General features: G+C 69.8%; 17 protein-coding genes. 12 read left to right on the top strand and 5 right to left on the bottom strand.

What is annotated here, in order from left to right; all coding sequences use genetic code 11:
* Positions 1 to 32: 32 nt before the first annotated feature.
* Both ACN28F_RS27215 and ACN28F_RS27220 read left to right on the top strand, forming a co-directional pair.
* Positions 33 to 266: a hypothetical protein gene (locus ACN28F_RS27215; RefSeq protein WP_421360321.1), complete on the top strand. Its 234-nt coding sequence runs from the start codon at positions 33 to 35 to the stop codon at positions 264 to 266.
* Positions 267 to 518: 252 nt separating this feature from the next.
* Positions 519 to 1,187 carry a C39 family peptidase gene (locus ACN28F_RS27220; RefSeq protein WP_421360323.1) on the top strand — a complete coding sequence of 223 codons (669 nt, stop codon included), beginning with the start codon at positions 519 to 521 and terminating at the stop codon, positions 1,185 to 1,187.
* A 141-nt stretch (positions 1,188 to 1,328) separates the two neighbouring features.
* Here the strand turns inward: ACN28F_RS27220 and cas6 are convergent, their stop codons facing one another.
* The gene (gene cas6, locus ACN28F_RS27225) at positions 1,329 to 2,156 is read right to left on the bottom strand and encodes a CRISPR system precrRNA processing endoribonuclease RAMP protein Cas6 (RefSeq protein WP_289210700.1); all 828 of its coding nucleotides are present in this window, start codon (positions 2,154 to 2,156) and stop codon (positions 1,329 to 1,331) included.
* Between the two features lie 147 nt (positions 2,157 to 2,303).
* The gene (locus ACN28F_RS27230) at positions 2,304 to 4,319 is read right to left on the bottom strand and encodes a cellulase family glycosylhydrolase (RefSeq protein WP_421360325.1); all 2,016 of its coding nucleotides are present in this window, start codon (positions 4,317 to 4,319) and stop codon (positions 2,304 to 2,306) included.
* A 248-nt stretch (positions 4,320 to 4,567) separates the two neighbouring features.
* Here ACN28F_RS27230 and ACN28F_RS27235 point away from each other — a divergent pair, with 248 nt between their 5' ends.
* Positions 4,568 to 7,765 carry a ThuA domain-containing protein gene (locus ACN28F_RS27235; RefSeq protein ID WP_421360327.1) on the top strand — a complete coding sequence of 1,066 codons (3,198 nt, stop codon included), beginning with the start codon at positions 4,568 to 4,570 and terminating at the stop codon, positions 7,763 to 7,765.
* Between the two features lie 726 nt (positions 7,766 to 8,491).
* Here ACN28F_RS27235 and ACN28F_RS27240 read toward each other — a convergent pair.
* Positions 8,492 to 9,640 (bottom strand): hypothetical protein, encoded by a 1,149-nt coding sequence (locus ACN28F_RS27240; RefSeq protein ID WP_421360329.1) that lies wholly within the window; start codon positions 9,638 to 9,640, stop codon positions 8,492 to 8,494.
* A gap of 217 nt (positions 9,641 to 9,857) precedes the next feature.
* On the opposite strand from ACN28F_RS27240, the gene ACN28F_RS27245 reads away from it, so the two are divergent.
* From ACN28F_RS27245 to ACN28F_RS27280, 8 genes are all read left to right on the top strand, one after another.
* The gene (locus ACN28F_RS27245; RefSeq protein WP_289213210.1) at positions 9,858 to 10,475 is read left to right on the top strand and encodes an E2/UBC family protein; all 618 of its coding nucleotides are present in this window, start codon (positions 9,858 to 9,860) and stop codon (positions 10,473 to 10,475) included.
* Entirely contained in the window at positions 10,475 to 11,008 is a 534-nt protein-coding gene (locus ACN28F_RS27250) for a hypothetical protein (protein ID WP_421360331.1), read from the top strand. Before ACN28F_RS27245 ends, ACN28F_RS27250 begins: the two co-directional genes overlap by 1 nt.
* The gene (locus ACN28F_RS27255) at positions 10,996 to 12,093 is read left to right on the top strand and encodes a HesA/MoeB/ThiF family protein (RefSeq protein WP_289213208.1); all 1,098 of its coding nucleotides are present in this window, start codon (positions 10,996 to 10,998) and stop codon (positions 12,091 to 12,093) included. Before ACN28F_RS27250 ends, ACN28F_RS27255 begins: the two co-directional genes overlap by 13 nt.
* Before the next feature lie 1,085 nt (positions 12,094 to 13,178).
* Entirely contained in the window at positions 13,179 to 14,087 is a 909-nt protein-coding gene (locus ACN28F_RS27260) for a reverse transcriptase domain-containing protein (RefSeq protein WP_421360333.1), read from the top strand.
* Complete coding sequence (gene cas1, locus ACN28F_RS27265; RefSeq protein ID WP_421360335.1) at positions 14,084 to 15,076, top strand: CRISPR-associated endonuclease Cas1; 993 nt, start codon at positions 14,084 to 14,086, stop codon at positions 15,074 to 15,076. Before ACN28F_RS27260 ends, cas1 begins: the two co-directional genes overlap by 4 nt.
* A gap of 5 nt (positions 15,077 to 15,081) precedes the next feature.
* The gene (locus tag ACN28F_RS27270; RefSeq protein ID WP_281550647.1) at positions 15,082 to 15,360 is read left to right on the top strand and encodes a CRISPR-associated endonuclease Cas2; all 279 of its coding nucleotides are present in this window, start codon (positions 15,082 to 15,084) and stop codon (positions 15,358 to 15,360) included.
* Entirely contained in the window at positions 15,357 to 15,647 is a 291-nt protein-coding gene (locus ACN28F_RS27275; RefSeq protein ID WP_421360337.1) for a hypothetical protein, read from the top strand. Before ACN28F_RS27270 ends, ACN28F_RS27275 begins: the two co-directional genes overlap by 4 nt.
* Before the next feature lie 66 nt (positions 15,648 to 15,713).
* Positions 15,714 to 16,052: a type II toxin-antitoxin system Phd/YefM family antitoxin gene (locus ACN28F_RS27280; RefSeq protein ID WP_421360339.1), complete on the top strand. Its 339-nt coding sequence runs from the start codon at positions 15,714 to 15,716 to the stop codon at positions 16,050 to 16,052.
* A 143-nt stretch (positions 16,053 to 16,195) separates the two neighbouring features.
* Here the strand turns inward: ACN28F_RS27280 and ACN28F_RS27285 are convergent, their stop codons facing one another.
* Together ACN28F_RS27285 and ACN28F_RS27290 are read right to left on the bottom strand one after the other, a co-directional pair.
* Positions 16,196 to 16,393 (bottom strand): DUF397 domain-containing protein, encoded by a 198-nt coding sequence (locus ACN28F_RS27285; RefSeq protein ID WP_289210715.1) that lies wholly within the window; start codon positions 16,391 to 16,393, stop codon positions 16,196 to 16,198.
* Positions 16,394 to 16,395: 2 nt separating this feature from the next.
* Entirely contained in the window at positions 16,396 to 16,545 is a 150-nt protein-coding gene (locus tag ACN28F_RS27290; protein WP_353850547.1) for a Scr1 family TA system antitoxin-like transcriptional regulator, read from the bottom strand.
* Between the two features lie 101 nt (positions 16,546 to 16,646).
* On the opposite strand from ACN28F_RS27290, the gene ACN28F_RS27295 reads away from it, so the two are divergent.
* Positions 16,647 to 17,507 (top strand): helix-turn-helix domain-containing protein, encoded by an 861-nt coding sequence (locus tag ACN28F_RS27295; protein ID WP_289210717.1) that lies wholly within the window; start codon positions 16,647 to 16,649, stop codon positions 17,505 to 17,507.
* The last annotated feature ends 9 nt before the right edge of the window (positions 17,508 to 17,516 follow it).

A 17,516-nucleotide genomic window follows, 5' to 3' on the forward strand; every position in this document is an offset into this window, starting at 1 on the left:
CGGCGGTTTGCCGGTACGGCTGACTGTCGGTCTTGTACGTACCACTCTCACAGTCGGGCTTCGTCGAGTTCCTCGCCTTGCGGGTCGCGCAGGAACTGCTCAAACGGCTCACGGCGCGCACTCTGGGCAAGGCGGTGCCGATCGTCGGAGCGGTGGTCGGCGGAGGGCTGAACTTCGCATTCATCAAGGGCGTCGGCTCGACGCTGCTCGCGTTCGAGGACCAGATCTTCAACGATGTCGCCGAGCGACCGGCGATCGGCGGTTGATCTCCGGTTGATTGGCGGGACGGCGGAATGTCGGCCGCCCCGCTGCGGTTGTTACCCGGTGCGTCCCGTGGCGTACGCGTCGTTGTGATTTCCGCACGCGGGGCGTTCCGCGCGGTCGGGAATGGGCGTGGTATCAGCCCTGACCGCCGCGCTGGGCACCGACTGACCGATTGTCCCGTTCGCGGGGTCCGGGCCGCTGCCAGTCGATCAGTGCCCGGATCTTCCGCACCCTCCCGGAACGGAGATCCGCAGATGACCACCGTTCTTCACAGATCCGTACGGTCCGTCGCCGGTCTGCTGGTAGCCGGCGGTGTGGTGGCCGGTCAGGCTGCCGCAGCCCAGGCTGCCCCGGCCTCGGACACCACGAGCTTGACCACCACTGCCGCCAGTTCCGACCAGGGCGGGTGGTCCAGCGAGGGCCGGCTGCTGGACATCCGCTACGAGCGGCAGCCGAACTTCTACTACTGCGGTCCGGCCGCGACCCGGATCGCGCTGACCGCGCAGGGCCGCGAACTGTCGCAGGATGAGGTGGCCAGCAGGCTGGGCACCACGGTCGCCGGCACCGACTCGGCCGAGGACACCACCCGGGTGCTCAACGAGCTCACCGGCGACGACAAGTACTGGACCACCGCGATCGAGGCGTCCAAGGCGAGCCAGGCGCAGATCGACCAGTTGCGCGACGACGTGCGGGCGACCGTGGACGACGGCCGAGCCGTGGTGGCCAACATCATCGGTACGGTGAGCGACGTCGACGGCCGGACCCACTCGTACCCGGGCGGGCACTACGTGACCGTGGTCGGCTACGGCGAGGGCGGCGACGCTGTCAAGATCGCCGACCCGGCCTTCCTGGGCGCCGAACACTACTGGGTGAGCACCGAGACCCTGGCGCACTGGATCGCCACGCGCGGCTACTCGCACTGACGTCCTGACCTCGCCCTGACCATGTTGGCCGGGTCTGCCGCGTACGCGGCAGACCCGGCCAACGGTCGTCACCGGCTGGCCTTGATCCGCTGCGGTTCATCGACCCGACACGCCGTCGCCAGTCCAATGAACCGCAGCGGATCACTGCTGCGGTGGCGGGCTGAGTCTGCGCCGGACGTGGCCCATGCCCATCGCGGTCCGGTCACCGAAGCCGGCGTAGCTGGCGAACGCCGCCAGGGCGTCCACCGCCCGCCGCGCGTCGCCGGGCACCCCCGACGCCTCCGCCAACTGGAAGGTCACCGAGCCGACCGTGCCCCGGCGGAACCGGTGCTGCGGGTTACGCTGCCCCGGCTCCACCAGGTGCGTGACCATCCGCAGTTGGGCGTCGACCACCTCCAGATGGTCGACGACCGCCGGCTCCGCCGACGTCGGCAACGCCACCTCCCCGGCGAACGCGTCCCAGCGCCGGGTCAGGTTGGTGAACACCCGCTCCGCGTCCGGCCAGGGGCGCTGGCGGCGGGCACCGTCCCCGCGTCCGGTGGCGAACCCGACCGGGGTCAGCAGGTCGTACGCCCAGGTGGTGCCGGCCGGGTCGGCGCCGGTGGCCAGCTCGGCGTACGACACCGCGTGCACGGCGACGTCGACGGTGCGGTACCGGGTCTGTGCGATCTGATGCCCGGCGGCGTGGTGCAGCGCGGCGAGCACCGGGGCGGCGTACGCGTCGATCAGCAGGCCGGCCACGATCCGGCCCGGCTGCCCCGGTGCCGACGGTGGCCGGCCCTGCTCGTCGAGGACCGGGCTGAGGGTGAACGGCTTGTACCGGGGGCTGTCGTGCATGATCGCGGACAGCTCCGGGTCGACGGCGCGGACCGCTTTGAGGAACGCGGCGTAGACGGCCGGGCCGGTGTGCGGCGGCGGGACCGCCGTGGCGGCGGTCGGCACCAGGGAGACGACGATCTGGGTGGGCATCGGGCCGGCGTACCCTCTCGGTCTGGTGTGGTCGGTGAGTGCCCCCACTCAAGCAGACCGGCGCCAACGGGCCGGGGGATCCGCTGCCCGACCCGGTCGGGGTCGGGCAGCGGATCGGGTCCGGATTCGGTCCGAACTCGGGTTCGCTCAGGACGCGGTGCAGCTCAGATCGGTCGGCGTGGTGCCGGGACCGGAGCCGACGAAGCCGACCGTGGTGGCGGCGTCCGGCGCGAGGGGCCCGTTGTACGGCTCGTTGCGTACCGTGTTCACCCCGCCGGACGTGGTCAACCGGCCGTTCCACAGCGACCCGATCGACGTACCGCTCGGGCTGGTCCAGGTGAGCGTCCAGCCGGAGATCGCCGAGGTGCCGGTGTTACGCACCTCGATGCCGCCCTGGAAGCCGCCCTGCCAGCTGCTGGTCACCGTGTAGGTGGCGGTGCAGCCGCCGTCGCCGGGGCCGCCGTCGTCGGCTGCGGTGGTGACCGTTCGCGCCGGTGAGGCCGGCGAGACGTTGCCGGCGGCGTCGCGGGCCCGCACCGTGAACGTGTAGCTGGTCTCGGCGGTCAGGCCGGAGACGGTGTACGTGGTGCCGGAGACCGTGGCGACCAGGGTGGCCGGCGCACCGCCGGTCGACCGCAGCACCTGGTACGAGGTGACGCCGACGTTGTCGGTCGACGCCGCCCAGGTCAACGTCACCGAGTCGGCGGTGACGTCGCTGGCGGTCAGTTGGCCGGGCGCGGTCGGCGCGGTCACGTCGTCGTCCCCGCCGCCGTCGCTGTAGCGCTGCGCGAGGCTGATCCCGGTGGTGGAGCCGGCCCCGCCGAGCGGCACCTGGTGGTCGAGGCTGACGAACTTGCCGTCGTGCTGCCACAGTGCCGGCTTGAGCACCTGGTTGTACTTGACCTCGTCCCAGCTGGTCCAGTCGTCGAGCAGCAGGCCGCCGGTGTCACCGGAGTTGGGGTTCAGCGACCAGAACGTGTGGTGGATGCCGTAGTCGATCATCAGGTCGCGCAGGGCGTGCAGCCACTTGTCCTGCCGGGCGTCCTGGCCGTACCGGCCGCCCCATTCGCCGATCAGCAGCGGCGCGGTGTCGTCCTCGTGGATGTAGAGCCAGTTGGGCCGCCACACGTCCTCGGTCAGCGACGCCTTGTCGAACTCGCCCTGGAACCACGGCTGCTCGTATACCAGCGGGCCGTAGTCGTGCGGGGAGTAGACCAGCTGGTCCTGGTTGGCGCCCAGGTCGACCGGGTGCTCGGCGACGCCCCGCAGGTTGCCGCCCCACCAGTTGTAGAAGTAGTTCGGGCTGAGGTCCGGGTTGGTGTTGGGGGAGTCCCAGTCGGCGTGCGGGCGCGGGTAGACCTCGATGCCTTCGCAGAGGATCAGCAGGTCGGGGTTGATCGCCAGGATCCGTCGGCCGGCCGTCTCGCAGGCGTGCTTGAAGTTGTCCTGGTCGGTCGAGGAGTCCCACTTGGCCCGCTGCGGGTCGTTCGGCGTGCCGTGCGGCTCGTTCTTGACGTCCATCGCGACGATCGTGTCGTTGTCGCGGTAGCGCGCGGTCACCCACTCCCAGCCCTGGTAGAAGTCCTCGACGGTGATCGAGCCCTTCCACCAGACCGGGTAGAGGTGGCCGGAGTTGTCGGCTTCGGCGCTGTGCACGTCCAGCATGACCTTCAGGCCGTACTTTTCGCACAGGTCGAGCCAGTAGTCGAAGATCTGCAGGTTGTTCAGCCCGTCGAGCTCCGGGTTGACGTACGCGTTGATGTTGGGCCGGGCCAGCGGCTGGCCGGCCTTCCACTCCAGCAGCAGCTGGGTCGAGATCGGCACCCGGACGATGTTGACGCCACGCTGCGCCATCGCGCGGGTGACCGCCTCGATGTTGGCCGACCACAGGCCGTGGAAGACCCGTTCGGTGGCGTTGTAGCCGAACCAGTTGGCCCCGGTGAGCCACACCTGGTTGCCGGCCTCGTCGACGATCGTGTTCCCGTCGGTGTGCAGCCAGTCGTTCTCCGGCGCGGCCTGGGCGGCCGCGGCCGCGGCTGATGTGGTGGCTGTGGCTGATGTGGTGGCTGACGTGTCGGTGCGGGCAGCCGGTGGGGCGGCGGCTGCCGTGGCGGGGGTGGTCGGGACGGCGGCGACCGCTCCGAGCAGCAGGCCGGCCGCCATTGTGGCGGCCCACCGTGTCCGTATCGACGGCATGTAGAGGTTCTCCTGTCGTGGGTTGGGCGATCGTGGGAGCGCTTCCATCGACAGAGATTACGACGTACCAAGGTCGTAATGGAAGGACGTGGTCCCGGCGGGCGTACCGCTGGGCCCGTCCGGGCTGTTGCAGATCCATTGACTTCCATTTTGTGGCTCCCGTAGAGTTGCAACGACGGCCTTCGATAGCGACGCGGTGACTTGGAGCCGGTATCGTGTGTCGCCCCGGGCGAAGGCGAGCAGGGCCGCCCTGGCGAGCCCGCCCGTACGGCGACCTGGTCGGCGCGTACTTCTCCAGCCACCCCGCCAACCAGAACGCCACCGTACGGATCGAGGACAGCTCCCACCCGTCGACCGCCGGGCTGCCGACCGCGTGGAACCGGTACGACGAGTGGTACAACTACCGGACCAACCCCCGGGCACAGAACCGGATCCTGGCCACCGTCGACGAGAGCACCTACACCGGCGGCACCATGGGCAGCGACCACCCGATCGCGTGGTGTCGAAACTACGACGGCGGCCGATCCTGGTACACCGGCATGGGCCACACCAACGAGAGCTTCAGCGACGCCAACTTCCGCAGCCACGTGCTGGGCGGCATCCGCTACGCCGCGCAGGGCACCGGCAACTGCTCGACCAGCCAGACCCCGGCCGGCTACAGCCAGATCACCCTGGCCAAGGGGGTGGCCGAGGTCGGTGAACCGATGGGCATGACCGTGCTGCCCAACCGGGGCGTGCTGCACACCTCCCGCGAAGGCACCATCCGCTACACCGACGCCGCCGGCAACACCAAGGTGGCGCTGACCATCCCGGTCTACACCCACGACGAAGAAGGACTGCAGAGCATCGAGGTGGACCCGAACTTCGCCACCAACCGCTGGGTGTACGTGTACTACTCGCCGCCCCTGAACACCCCCGGCGGCGACGCACCGGCGACCGGGTCGGCGGCACAGTTCGCCCCGTTCAACGGCTACAACCGGCTGGCCCGCTTCACCGTCAACGCCGACCACACCCTTGACCGGGCGTCCGAGGTGACGATCCTGGAGGTCCCGACCAGCCGGGGCATGTGCTGCCACGTCGGCGGGGACATCGACTTCGACGCCGCCGGCAACCTCTACCTGTCGACCGGCGACGACACGAACCCGTTCGACTCCAGCGGCTACACCCCGATCGACGAGCGACCCAACCGCAACCCGGCGTACGACGCGCAGCGTACCGCCGGCAACAGCAACGACCTGCGGGGCAAGATCCTACGGATCCGGCCGGGCGCCAACGGCGGCTACACCATCCCGGCCGGCAACATGTTCCCCGCCGGCACGGCCAGGACCAGGCCCGAGATCTACGCGATGGGCTTCCGTAACCCGTTCAAGATGTCCGTCGACAAGGCGACCGGCATCGTCTACCTCGGCGAGTACGGCCCGGACGCCGGCACCGCCAACCCCAACCGGGGGCCGGCCAACCATGTCGCGTTCGAACGCATCGCCCAGCCCGGTTTCTACGGCTGGCCGTACTGCTCGAACTACAACACCCCGTACATCGACTTCACGTTCCCGTCCGGCCCCTCCGGTGCACCGTTCAACTGCTCCGGCGGCCCGGTGAACAACTCCCCGAACAACTCCGGTATCACCCAACTGCCCCCGTCCCAGCGGGCCTGGCTGCCGTACGGTGGCGAGCAGAACCCGCCGGAGCTGTGCTGCGGCAGCCTGTCTCCGATGGACGCCGTGGTCTACAACTACGACGCCTCGCTCGCCTCCGAAGTGAAGTTCCCGGCGTCGATGAACGGCAAGGTGTTCATCGGCGAGTTCGGCCGACGGTGGATCAAGACGGTCACGGTCACCGGCTCCGGCGGGGTCGGCGCGATCGAACCGTTCCCGGCCTACACCGGCACCCAGGTGATGGACATGGAGTTCGGGCCGGAAGGTGCACTCTACGTGCTCGACTACGGCACCGGCTGGGGCAGCGGCGACGCCAGCTCGGCGGTGTACCGCATCGAGTACAACTCCGGCGGCGGTCGGGCCCCGACCGTGCTCGCCACCGCCAACCCGACCACCGGCAACGCCCCGTTGACCGTACAGTTCAGCTCGGCCGGGACCAGCGACCCGGACGGCGACGCCATCACGTACGCGTGGGACTTCACCACGGACGGCAGCACCGACTCGACGCAGCCGAACCCGTCGCACACGTACACCAGCAACGGCGAGTTCACGGCGACGCTCACGGTGCGTGACAGCACCGGCCGCAGCGCCACCGCGAGCGTGGTGATCGGAGTGGGCCGGCCGACGGTCACCCTCGACCTACCGACCAACGGCCGGCTGTTCGACTTCGGTGACGCCATCCCGTTCCAGGTCACGGTCACCGACCCGAACGCGGCGACCATCGACTGCAGCCGGGTGAAGGTCAACTACCTGCTCGGGCACGACAGCCACGGCCACGGCATCACCAGCGCCACCGGCTGCTCCGGCACCCTGCAGACCACCGTCGACGGCGAACACGACCCGAACGCGAACATCTTCGGTGTCATGGTCGCCGAGTACACCCCGGTGGGCGCGACCATCCCGGTGACCTCGACGCAGACCGTCATGCAGCCCCGGACCCGCCAGGCCGAGCACTACGGCGGCCAGCAGGGCACCACCCTGGTGGAGAAGGCCTCCGCCAACGGTGGCAGCGCGGTCGGCTACATCGAGAACGGCGACTGGATCTCGTTCACCCCGTACAACCTGGCCGGGGCCACGTCGTTCACCGCCCGGGTCGCCTCCGCCGGATCCGGGGGCACCATCTCGCTGCGCACCGGCTCGGCGTCGGGGCCCGTCATCGGTACGGCGACCGTCGCCCCCACCGGAAGCTGGGAGACCTGGACCACCGTCACCGGCACGGTCACCCCACCAAGCGGTACGCACAACCTGTTCCTCGTCTTCACCGGAGGCTCCAGCTACCTGTTCGACGTCGACGAGTTCACCTTCCGCAGCAGCGGTACGACACCGCCGCCCACCACCGCCCCGCCGACCACCGCACCGCCGACCACCGCACCGCCCACGACCGCACCACCGACCACCGCGCCGCCGACCACGGCTCCGCCTACCACTGCGCCACCGACCACGCCGCCGCCCACCGGGCCGTCGTGTGCGGCGACGTACTCGGTGACGGGCCAATGGCAGGGTGGCTTCCAAGGTGAGGTACGGGTCACCGCCGGATCCACGTCGATCAGCGGCTGGACGGTCACCTGGACGTTCACCGGGGGACAGACCGTCACCCAGTCCTGGAGCGCCACCGTCACGTCGAGCGGCGCCAACGTGACCGCCCGCAACGTGTCCTACAACGGGTCGCTCGGCGCCAGCGCCAGTACGACGTTCGGCTTCATCGGCTCCGGCAACGGCGCGAACAGCGTGTCGTCGCTGAGCTGCACCGCCAGCTGATCAACGAGGGCTGCGCGGCACCTACCAGTCGGTGGGTGCCGCGCAGCTTTCGTTTCGGCGTAGAACGGTCCCACGGCCGCCGGTCGGGCGGCGTGGGACCGTCGCCGTACTCGTTGCGGTGTGCGCAGCCGGGTCGCCGGTAACGGTGCGTTCGGCCTATCGGGCGCAGCTACACCGCACCTGGTCGGGCACCGGCCGAGCCTGCTCAAGGCCGGCCGGGCCTCTGCCCGACAAGCCTGATCCACCCGACGTGCGGACTTTCTGATCGCCGATAGATAGTTGAACGCCGCAATCCGGCGCGGTTTTCATGTGCTTGGGGACCCGGCCAAGAAGCGCGAGTTCTTGGCGGTAGCGCTGGGGTTTCAATCCGGCGCGGTTTTCATGTGCTTGGGGACCGTGTCCGAAATATCGGGCGGTCTGACCTGCGGAAACAGGGGCTCCCGAGGGCAACCTCCTGTCGATCATGATCTTGGGAAGCGGCTAGATGATCTCAAGCGAGCATGTTTTCGCAGCTCGGGTTCGCTTTGGGATCTTTCCGCCAACCTACCCGGGATCCCGGGTAGGTTGGGGGTTGTCGCAACGGGCATTCCGGACCAATCACCTCCCTGGGTGGCCCTGGTGGGCCTGCCGGGCTCCAGTCTATTCGCTCGTCCACAGTGACGGAATAGGGGAGTGGGTGGGGCGGCGGTGGGGTTCCGTCGCCCCACCCACTCCCCGGATACCGGACTATCCGGGCGGTTCCGATAGGAGAGCATCCAGCCACTCGACACCGGCACCGGCGACGAGGACCGCGAGGATTTCCAGTCGCCGACGGGCTGTGCCGGACGGCAGTCGCAGTCGTCGCGCGCAGGACCTCTCCAGGTCGACGGCGGATCGTTCGAGCGCGACATCGCACATCTCGGCGAGCAGTTTCGGCAGCCCGCTGCGGCGTACGGCCGGGTTGGCCAGTAGCCGCAGCAGCACTTGGCGGCGGCGACGCCGTTGGGGAGTGTCGCCGGGGTCGGCGTACCGCTCGGCCGGGTCGCCCGGGGCGGTGCTGCGGATCGGCCGGGCACCCGGCAGGTCGTCGCAAGGGTCGAGCCGGTCGGCGCGACGGTGCAGTGCGGCGGCGACGTTCGCTTCGTAGAAACTCGGGTTGATCCGTCGGAGCTGGTCGACGGCCGCCGTCAGACGCAGGCGTACCTGCTGGTCGGTGAGTCCGTGCTTGGCCGCCGCGTGCGGGATCCGCCACGGGTCGGCGACCTGGTCGCGTAACCCGATCACGAAGCTGATCAGCAGGTCGAGGCCGACCGGGTCAGCAGCGAGCGGCGCTGCCCAGCGGGCAGTGGTCAGGTCGCGTTCGGGGCGGGCGTGCATGCCGCGCGCGGTCGCCGACCGGCGGCGCAGCTCGGCGATGGCCTGGCGTTGGTCCTGGTGCACGAACTGCCAGTAGATGGCGCGCAGCCAGGGGGCGATGTCGGCGTTGGCCCGGTCCGGGTGGTGGGCGTAGCGGAGCAGGTCCGCGCCGGCGGCGTCGGGGTCGACCGTCGACGCCTGTGGCCCGTAGAGGAAGGACACCACCTGGTTGATCTCCTCGATCCGGCTGGGGCCGCCGACGCCGGTGCGGGCGCTGCCGCTGGCGGTGCCGTGGTTGGTGGCGTTGCGCCGCAGCCGGTCGAACTGGCGGCGGATGTGCTCGTCGCGTACGTCGGCGCAGTTGGCGCACAGGTGCAGCCACCGGTTGGCGGCGCGCGGGCTGTCGACGCAGTGGCTGGTGCCGTGCACGGTACGGGCGATGACCATCCCCAGGTGGTGGGTCATGGCGCGGACGACGGCGAGGAAGAAGAAGGCGTACGTGTCTTGCGGGTCTTCCGGTGAGCGCAGTGCAGTGTCCATCGAGGTGCCTCCCGTTGCGAGGCAGGAGAACAGCGGGGTGGATGAGCAGGCGGGCTGGTGCCCGCCGGACGACACCGGTGTCGTGATGTGGTGGGGAGCGACCGCCCAGGGCGCCGGCATGGGCCGGTGACCGTCCACACACGTCCAGCTGGTGGACTGCGCTGCCACTTCGTCCATCTGTTCCAGGTAGGAGCAACCCCGGCAACCGGAGGACGACATGGGCAAGACGATCAGGATCAACGGGGTCGACGTACCGGTGATCGACGACATGCTGTCCGGCCGCGACATCAAGCGGGCGGCCGGCCTGCCGCAGGAACGGGTCCTGGTCCGCCAGGACGACGACCGCAACGTCATCGTCCCCGACGACCAGCGGATCCGCGTCGCCGATCAGCAGCAGTTCACCCACCACGCCCGGCACTCCAAGGCGATGACGACGCTCGACCCGAGGCGGCTGCGCATCCGCCACGAAGCAGCCCAGCTCGCGTACGCGTACCCGGGGCTGACCGTCGCCGACGACGAATCCTGGCTGCACATCCCCGAGTTCCGGCTCCCGCCGCACTGGGAGCCGGACCGCACCACCGTGCTGATCGTGCCGCCGGCCACCTACCCGGAGACCGCACCGGACGGCTTCTTCCTCGGCGACCACCTGCGCCGCCGCGACGGCCGCGCGCTCGTGCAACCGCCCCACTACTTCTCGGCCTACAAGAACCGATACGCCGAGCTGGGCTACCGCTGGTACTGCCTGGAAGACCCGGAACGCAACTGGGATCCGCGTTTCGACTCGCTGGTCAGCTACGTCGAGGCGATCCGCACCTACCTCGGCACGGTCGACTGATGTCCTGCGTGCTGCGGATCAGCCACGACACCTGGGACACCGTACGGCGGCATCTGCGCGACAGTGACGACGAACGCGGCGCCTACCTGCTGGCCCGCGCCGGCCGGTGGATCGACCCGTGGGGCGCCGGGGCCGTCACCGACTTGCTGGTCACCCGGGCCATCCCGATCCCGGACGACGCGCTGTCGGTGCAGAACGGCGTACGGATCGAAGTCGCCGCCTGGCTGACCCGGGAGGTGCTGATCGCCTGCTTCGAGACCGGCCTGTCCCTGGTCGACGTGCACAGTCATCCGTTCGCCGACGACACGGTCAGGTTCTCCGGCCTGGACGTGGAGAACATGCGCCAGACGCACACCGAGTTCCTCGACCGGATGCCGGCCGCGCCGCCGGTCGGTGTGGCGTCGGTGGTGCTCGGGCAGGCGTCGGTGGCCGGCGCGTACACCGACCCGGACGACGGGACGCTGCGGATGCTCGACCGGTTGGTGCTGCTCGGCGACGACGACCTGACCGAGGTGAAACTGTGCCGATTCTGACCACGCCGATCCTGACCGCACCGGCCGGTGGGCCGGACCCGCAGGCCGGTGCCACTGGGCCGACCCCGGCGGACCGCTACGACCGGCAGGTGCGGGCGTTCGGCCCGCACACGCAGCGCCGGCTCGCCGAGCTGACCGTCGCCGTGGTCGGCCTCGGCGGTGTCGGCAGCCAGGTCGTCCAGTCGCTGGCCCACCTGGGCGTGGGCGGCCTGCTGCTGGTCGACCCCGACACGGTCACCGCCACCAACCTGAACCGTCTGGTCGGCGCCAAGCCGGCCGACGTGGCGCGGGCGGCGACCAAGGTCACCGTCGCGGCACGCACGGTCCGGACCATCAACCCGCAGGTACGGGTACGCGGCATCGCCGGCAGCATCCTCGACCCGGTCGTCTGGCAGCAGGTGCGCCCGGCCGAGGTGATCGTCGGCGCGGTTGACGGGCACGCGCCACGCTGGGCGTTGAACCGGCTGGCCGTGCAGTACGCCCGCTGCTATCTCGACGTCGGGGTCGAGCTGGGGCCGGCACCCCGCCCGGAGCCGCCCGACGACCACAACCAAGAAACCAATTCCCGGGTACGGCTGGAAGCCGGCGGGCATCTGGCGGTGGTCCGCCCCGGTGGCCCGTGCCTGCTCTGCCTGTCCGGCTACGACCCGCGTCTGGTGGATGCCGAGCTTGATCCCGGGTTGGCCGCTGCACGCCGGGCGGCCGGCTACCGGGTCGACGATCCGGCCGAGCCGACGCCCAGCGTGGTTTTCCTCAACCAGATCATCGCCGGGTACGCAGTCGGCGAGCTGCTGAACTATGTCTCGCCGTGGCGGCCACCGGTGCGGTATCTGCTGGTGGACGCGGCGGCGAACGAAACGGCGGTGCTGGACGCCGACCGCGACCCGGAGTGCCTGGCCTGCGGGCCGGACTCACCACGCGGTCTCAGCGACGCCGCCGGCCCACCGTCGGTGGCCCGGACCACCGCGCCACCAGCGGCCCACGACGCTGCCGGAGCATCACCGAGCCCGAACACCCAGCCATCCCGATATCCGTCACCCGGCGAGCCAGGCCCCCGCAACGAGTCCCGCCACCACGACACCTGATCCCAGCCCGACTGACGCTGTCTCTCGATAGACCCGATGCGACTTCGCGTGATCCCGTCACGGGATTTTCTCCCCTGGACGGGATCACGCGCTGCGGTGCATCGGGATCAATGTTGCACCGTCGTGGCTTTGCCACTCGCGGACACCACGACGGGCATTTGCTTGCCCGAATCTGGCGCGATTCTCGTGTGTCCGGGGACACCTGTACCGTGGAGTGGCACTGTTCTTCGGTGGAGGGGTTTCAATCCGGCGCGGTTTTCATGTGTCCGGGGACCCTCGCGTAGAGTGGCGCTGTCCAAGTGCTCCTGCAGTTTCAATCCGGCGCGGTTTTCGTGTGTCTGGGGACTGCGCGAACTGCAGCTTGTGCTTCGCTCTGAGGGGAACAAGTTTCAATCCGGCGCGGTTTTCGTGTGTCTGGGGACCCCAGTTCCCCGACGCGAAGACGGCTTCGGCGGCGGTTTCAGTCCGGCGCGGTTTTCGTGTGTCTGGGGACCCCCCGTACATCGAGGCCAACGCGCAGTTCAAGGTTTCAGTCCGGCGCGGTTTTCGTGTGTCTGGGGACCTGATCTTGTTTGCAGGATCTATCAAAAAACCCCCCTGTTTCAATCCGGCGCGGTTTTCGTGTGTCTGGGGACCACCCGTACCGCCGTTCTCCAGATCAGACTGAAAGTGCTTCAATCCGGCGCGGTTTTCGTGTGTCCGGGGACCCGTTCTACAGGAAGGAAAGGAAATGGCTCTCGCTGGTTTCAATCCGGCGCGGTTTTCGTGTGTCCGGGGACCGTGTCCGAAATGTCGGGCGGTCTGAGCTGGGCAAACATGGTGCTCTGGGGGCAACCTCTTGTTGATCATGATCTTGGGGGAGCCTCAAGTGATCTCCATGGGGCACGTTTTTGCAGCTCGGGTTTACTTTGGGATCTTTCCGCCAACCTACCCGGGATCCCGGGCGTGTCGGGGGTTGTCGCAAAGGGCATTTCCGGACATAAGCTCCTGTTGATCTCGGCGGTGACGTCGATGCCTCCGATTCTATCGGAGTTCGTCCGTCCGATCTCGGCATGAATACCTCTCCTTCCCGGCTGTTGAGTCGGATGTCTGACCAGCCGACGTTGTGGGCCGCGTGGTCGCGGGTCGCCGCCGGCACCGCACTCGCCGGAGCGGACGGCGTGACCGTCGCCGAGTTCGCCCATCACCTCGGGCCACGGCTGGAGTCGCTGTCCGCGCTGCTGCGCAGCGGCGAATACACCCCGCAACCCCTTCGACTGATGACCGTCACCCGTGGTGGCGAGCGCCGCGACCGGGGCATTCCGACCGTCGCCGACCGGGTCGCCCAGCGCGCTTTCCTGCACGTCGCCGGCGACCGGTGGGAGACCCGCCGCGCCGAGGTCAGTTTCGCGTACCAGCGGGGTCGTTCCTGGGTGGACGCGTTGACGATGGCTCTCGCGTACCGGGACAAGGGGTTGCGTTATGTGGTCCGCGCGGACATCGCCGATTTCTTCGCCAGCGTCGACCACAAGCTCCTGCACGAGATGGTCAGCGGCAGTCTCGCCGACCCGGCGGTCAGCCGGATCGTACGCGGCTGGTTCACCGCGCCGATGCTGACCGCCGCCGGTCTGCGTACCCGGGGTCGGGGTGTTCCCGAAGGCGCGCCGATCAGCCCGACCCTGGCCAATCTCTACCTGCGCGAGTTCGACGCCCGGGTCGACGGCCGGCACGGCCGACTGGTGCGTTACGCCGACGACCTGGCGCTGTTCTGCCTCGACCTCGACGCGGCGATCAGCGGCGCCCGGCAGATCGGCGCCGAGCTGGCCGCGCTCAACCTGCGGCTGCACCCGGACAAGACGCAGATCACCACGTTCGACGCCGGGTTCAGCATGCTCGGCTGGGTGTTCGACGGCGAACACGGCCGGCCCGAGCAGCCCAACGCGGACTGGACCCACCCGCTGCTCAACACGCCGCAGCGGGGCAAGCTGCCGGCCAGCAACGGGAGCCGGCGATGATCGGCAAGGCGTTCCACGTGATCGGCCCGGACTGCGTCCTCGGCCGGCGCGACGGCCGGCTCGTCGTGCACCGCGACGGTGTGCTGCGCGCCTCCGCGCCACTGACCATGGTCGGCGAGGTCGTCACCACCGGCCGGGTGACCGTCACCCCGCACGCGATGCACAGCATGCTCGCCCACGACATCCCGCTGATCCTGCTCAGCCGCACCGGCCGACCGCTGGGCCGGCTCGAACCGCCCACCGCCGGGCACATCGCCGCCCGACTGCGCCAACTCGACCGGCACCGCGACCCGGCCGCCCGGCTCGACCTGGCCCGCGCCGTCATCCCCGCCAAGATCGCCAACCAGGCGACGCTGCTGCGCCGCCGCGCCAAACGCAGCGGCGACCCGGCGACCGTGTGGGCGGCGGTCACCCGACTCGCCGAGTTCGAGCAGGCCGCCAGCGCCGCGACCGACCTGGCGCAACTGATCGGCATCGAAGGCGCGGCGGCCGGGGCGTACTTCCGCGCGATCCGGGTGATGACCCCGGCCGAGTACGGCTTCGCCGCCCGCGACCGCAGCCGCCGCGACGTGATCAACGCACTGATCAACTACTGTTCGGCGCTGCTGCGGGAAACCGTGCACGGGGCGGTCCTCGCCGCCGGGCTCGACCCGTACCTGTCGTTCCTGCACACTCCGAGCCGGGGCCGGCCCACGCTCGCCTTCGACCTGATGGAGGAGTGGCGGCCGGCGCTGCTGGAGAGCACCGTGCTGGCGATGCTCGGTCTGCGTACCGTGACCGACGCCGACTTCGACGGCACCCACCTGACACCCGGCGCGACGTCCGCGCTGATCTCGCGGTATCAGGCCCGGCTGGCCATGCCGGCCCGCGAATGGCCGGCCCCCGCCGATCAGCCGACCTACCACCAGCTGGTACGCCGCCAGGCGCTGCGGCTGCGCGGCTGGCTGCTCGACGAGCAGGCGCAGTACCGGCCGTTCCGCTGGAGGTGACCGTCATGCAGCCCAGCTGGTGGACCGTCACCTTCGACCTGCCCGACGACCGCGACCGCCGGCAGCTGACGACGCTGCTGCGCCGCCACGGCGTACGGGTGCTGTACAGCGTCTTCACCATCCACATCGGTGACGCACACCTGGACCGGCTGCTCGCCGCCAGCGCCGAACGGTTCACCGGCGGCGGGCACCTGCTGGCCCTGCCGTCCTGCCCGGACTGCGAAACCGCCGGGTACGGCGTACCGCTGGAGGTCCTCCCCGAGCAGGGCTGGGCCGGCTGGTGAACCGGCCGGTGCTCGTCGTCTACGACATCGTGAACGACCGCCGCCGCGCCGAGGTACGCGCCCGGCTCGGCCCGATCGCCGACCGCTTCCAGTACAGCGGGTGGCTGGTGCCACCGGAGGTCAATCTGACCGCGGCCCGGGTCGTCGCCGACCTGGCCGCGGTCGCCGGCCCGGCGGACTGGATCCACGGCCACGCCCCGTGCCCCGGCTGCGCCCGCCGGGCCAGGTGGCTGCCGGTCCGCCAGCCACACCGCCTCACTCGCCAACCCGGCTGGACCGCCCACTGAACGTGGCCGCCGATTTACAGGGGTCGCCAACGTGGCTGGCAAGGCACCGGGCGGTACGGTGCCCGTGTGGAGCGGATCTCGCTGCAAGACCTCCGCGATGACGCGGGCAGGGCGCTGGAATCGGTCGGGCGCACCGGTGAGCCGGCCGTCATCACTCGGTACGAGCGGCCGGTGGCCGTACTGGTCGGGATCGACGAGTGGGAAGAGCTCGAAGCGTTCCGGGACAGCAAGGACGCTGCGGTGATCGCCCGCTCCCGTGCCGAGGGACAGTTCGTTCCGCTGTCGGCGGCGTTGGAATCGCTCGGGGTCGATCCTCGGGAAGTCGAAGCGTTGCTGGCCGACCGCACCGACGGCGACGACCTGATCATCCACGCGGTCGGCCACCGCAAGGATGTCTACTCCTGAATCAGCCTGACAGCGGGGACGCCGCCATCGGCCGCGACGGGGTCGGGACCGATGGCCGCTCGGGCGGGACCTGCTCCTGGCAGGTGCGGCCGAGTAACTTCCGGCTGTCTCGACCGCCGATCGCCGTACGGGCGCGGGCTGCTTCAGGCGTTGAACGCGTCGGTCTTGACCGCGTGGATGAAGGCGGTCCAGCCGGTGGTGGTGAAGGTGAGGACTGGGCCGGTGTGGTCTTTGCTGTCGCGGACTGCGGTGGTGGAGGACAGGCTGGCGACCTCGACGCAGGCGCCGCCGTTGTTGTCGCTGCGGCTGGACTTGCGCCAGGTGGGGTGGGGCGTGTTCATGATCAGCCTCCGGTGTCGTCAGCGATCCGTTGGATGAGGGTGCGGGACTCGACCGGGCCGAGTGCGGCGGCGGTGAGTCGTTCCCAGAGCCGAGTGTATGCCCGGACCGCGTCGGGGCCGTCGAGGTAATCGGCGTCGGCGAGGGTCTCCACGTTGAGGTTCCCGGGGTGTCGGCTGCCCGTGATTGCCGGTAGGTTCGCTCGTTGCCGAGTGGTGGAACATCGCTGGTAGGTGGAACGGATGGGGTGTGGGGTTGAGTAGTCCGTTGGTGCGTCGGCGTCGGTTGGCGAAGGAGCTGCGGCGGCTTCGGGAGGAGGCCGGGCTGACCGCCGACGAGTTGGCGCGGGCGGCAAGGATGTCGCGGCCGAAGCTGTCCCGGTTCGAGACGGCGGATCGGGTGCCGTCGGTGTCGGATGTGAGCGCGATCCTGGGCGCGTTGTCGGTCGATGGTGAGCGGTGGCACGAGCTGGTGCGGATGGCGAACGACGCCGCCGAGCGTGGTTGGTGGGAGTCGTACGGGTCGGGGATGGGCCGGCGTCAGGCGGTCTACGCGAACCTGGAGCACGGTGCGGTGAGCATCCGTGAGTACCAGTCGTTCGTGGTGCCGGGGTTGTTGCAGGTGCCGGCGTACACGCGGGCGCGGTCGGAGTTGGCGTTCAAGCAGGCCCGGTTGCCGTCGGCCGACCTGGATCGGACGGTGGAGGCGAAGATGATGCGGCAGCGGATGTTGGCGCGGCCGGACGGTCCTCGGTACGAGGTGGTGGTTGAGGAGGTCGCGGTGCGGCGGCCGGCGGCGCCGCCGGAGGTGATGCGGGAGCAGTTGCTGCACCTGGCGATGTTGGCCGAGGGGTCCGGGCGGGTGTCGGTGCGGGTGTTGCCGCAGGGCGCTGAGCTGCGGGACTACTGGCTGCCGAGGTCGCCGTTCACGGTGTATCGGTTCGGTGGTGGTGATCCGGACGCGGTCGCGGTGGACACCGAAACGGTCGACTTGGTCTATACCGAGCCGGATGAGGTGGCGCCCTATGCGGATCTGTTCGGTCGGGTGTGGGAGTCGGCGTTGCCTGCTGAGGAGAGCGCCAGGCTGCTCCGGGGTGTGGCGGGGGCGGGTCGGTGAGGAGAATCG

Origin of the sequence: Solwaraspora sp. WMMA2101 (assembly GCF_049179175.1) — a bacterium.
Classification (GTDB): Bacteria; Actinomycetota; Actinomycetes; order Mycobacteriales; family Micromonosporaceae; genus Micromonospora_E.

Excerpts from the sequence above, each read along its gene's own strand:
- ACN28F_RS27220 (WP_421360323.1), top strand. The coding sequence starts at position 519 with ATGACCACCGTTCTTCACAGATCCGTACGGTCCGTCGCCGGTCTGCTG.
- cas6 (WP_289210700.1), bottom strand. The coding sequence starts at position 2,156 with ATGCCCACCCAGATCGTCGTCTCCCTGGTGCCGACCGCCGCCACGGCG.
- ACN28F_RS27230 (WP_421360325.1), bottom strand. The coding sequence starts at position 4,319 with ATGGCGGCCGGCCTGCTGCTCGGAGCGGTCGCCGCCGTCCCGACCACC.
- ACN28F_RS27240 (WP_421360329.1), bottom strand. The coding sequence starts at position 9,640 with ATGGACACTGCACTGCGCTCACCGGAAGACCCGCAAGACACGTACGCC.
- ACN28F_RS27245 (WP_289213210.1), top strand. The coding sequence starts at position 9,858 with ATGGGCAAGACGATCAGGATCAACGGGGTCGACGTACCGGTGATCGAC.
- ACN28F_RS27250 (WP_421360331.1), top strand. The coding sequence starts at position 10,475 with ATGTCCTGCGTGCTGCGGATCAGCCACGACACCTGGGACACCGTACGG.
- ACN28F_RS27260 (WP_421360333.1), top strand. The coding sequence starts at position 13,179 with ATGTCTGACCAGCCGACGTTGTGGGCCGCGTGGTCGCGGGTCGCCGCC.
- cas1 (WP_421360335.1), top strand. The coding sequence starts at position 14,084 with ATGATCGGCAAGGCGTTCCACGTGATCGGCCCGGACTGCGTCCTCGGC.
- ACN28F_RS27270 (WP_281550647.1), top strand. The coding sequence starts at position 15,082 with ATGCAGCCCAGCTGGTGGACCGTCACCTTCGACCTGCCCGACGACCGC.
- ACN28F_RS27285 (WP_289210715.1), bottom strand. The coding sequence starts at position 16,393 with ATGAACACGCCCCACCCCACCTGGCGCAAGTCCAGCCGCAGCGACAAC.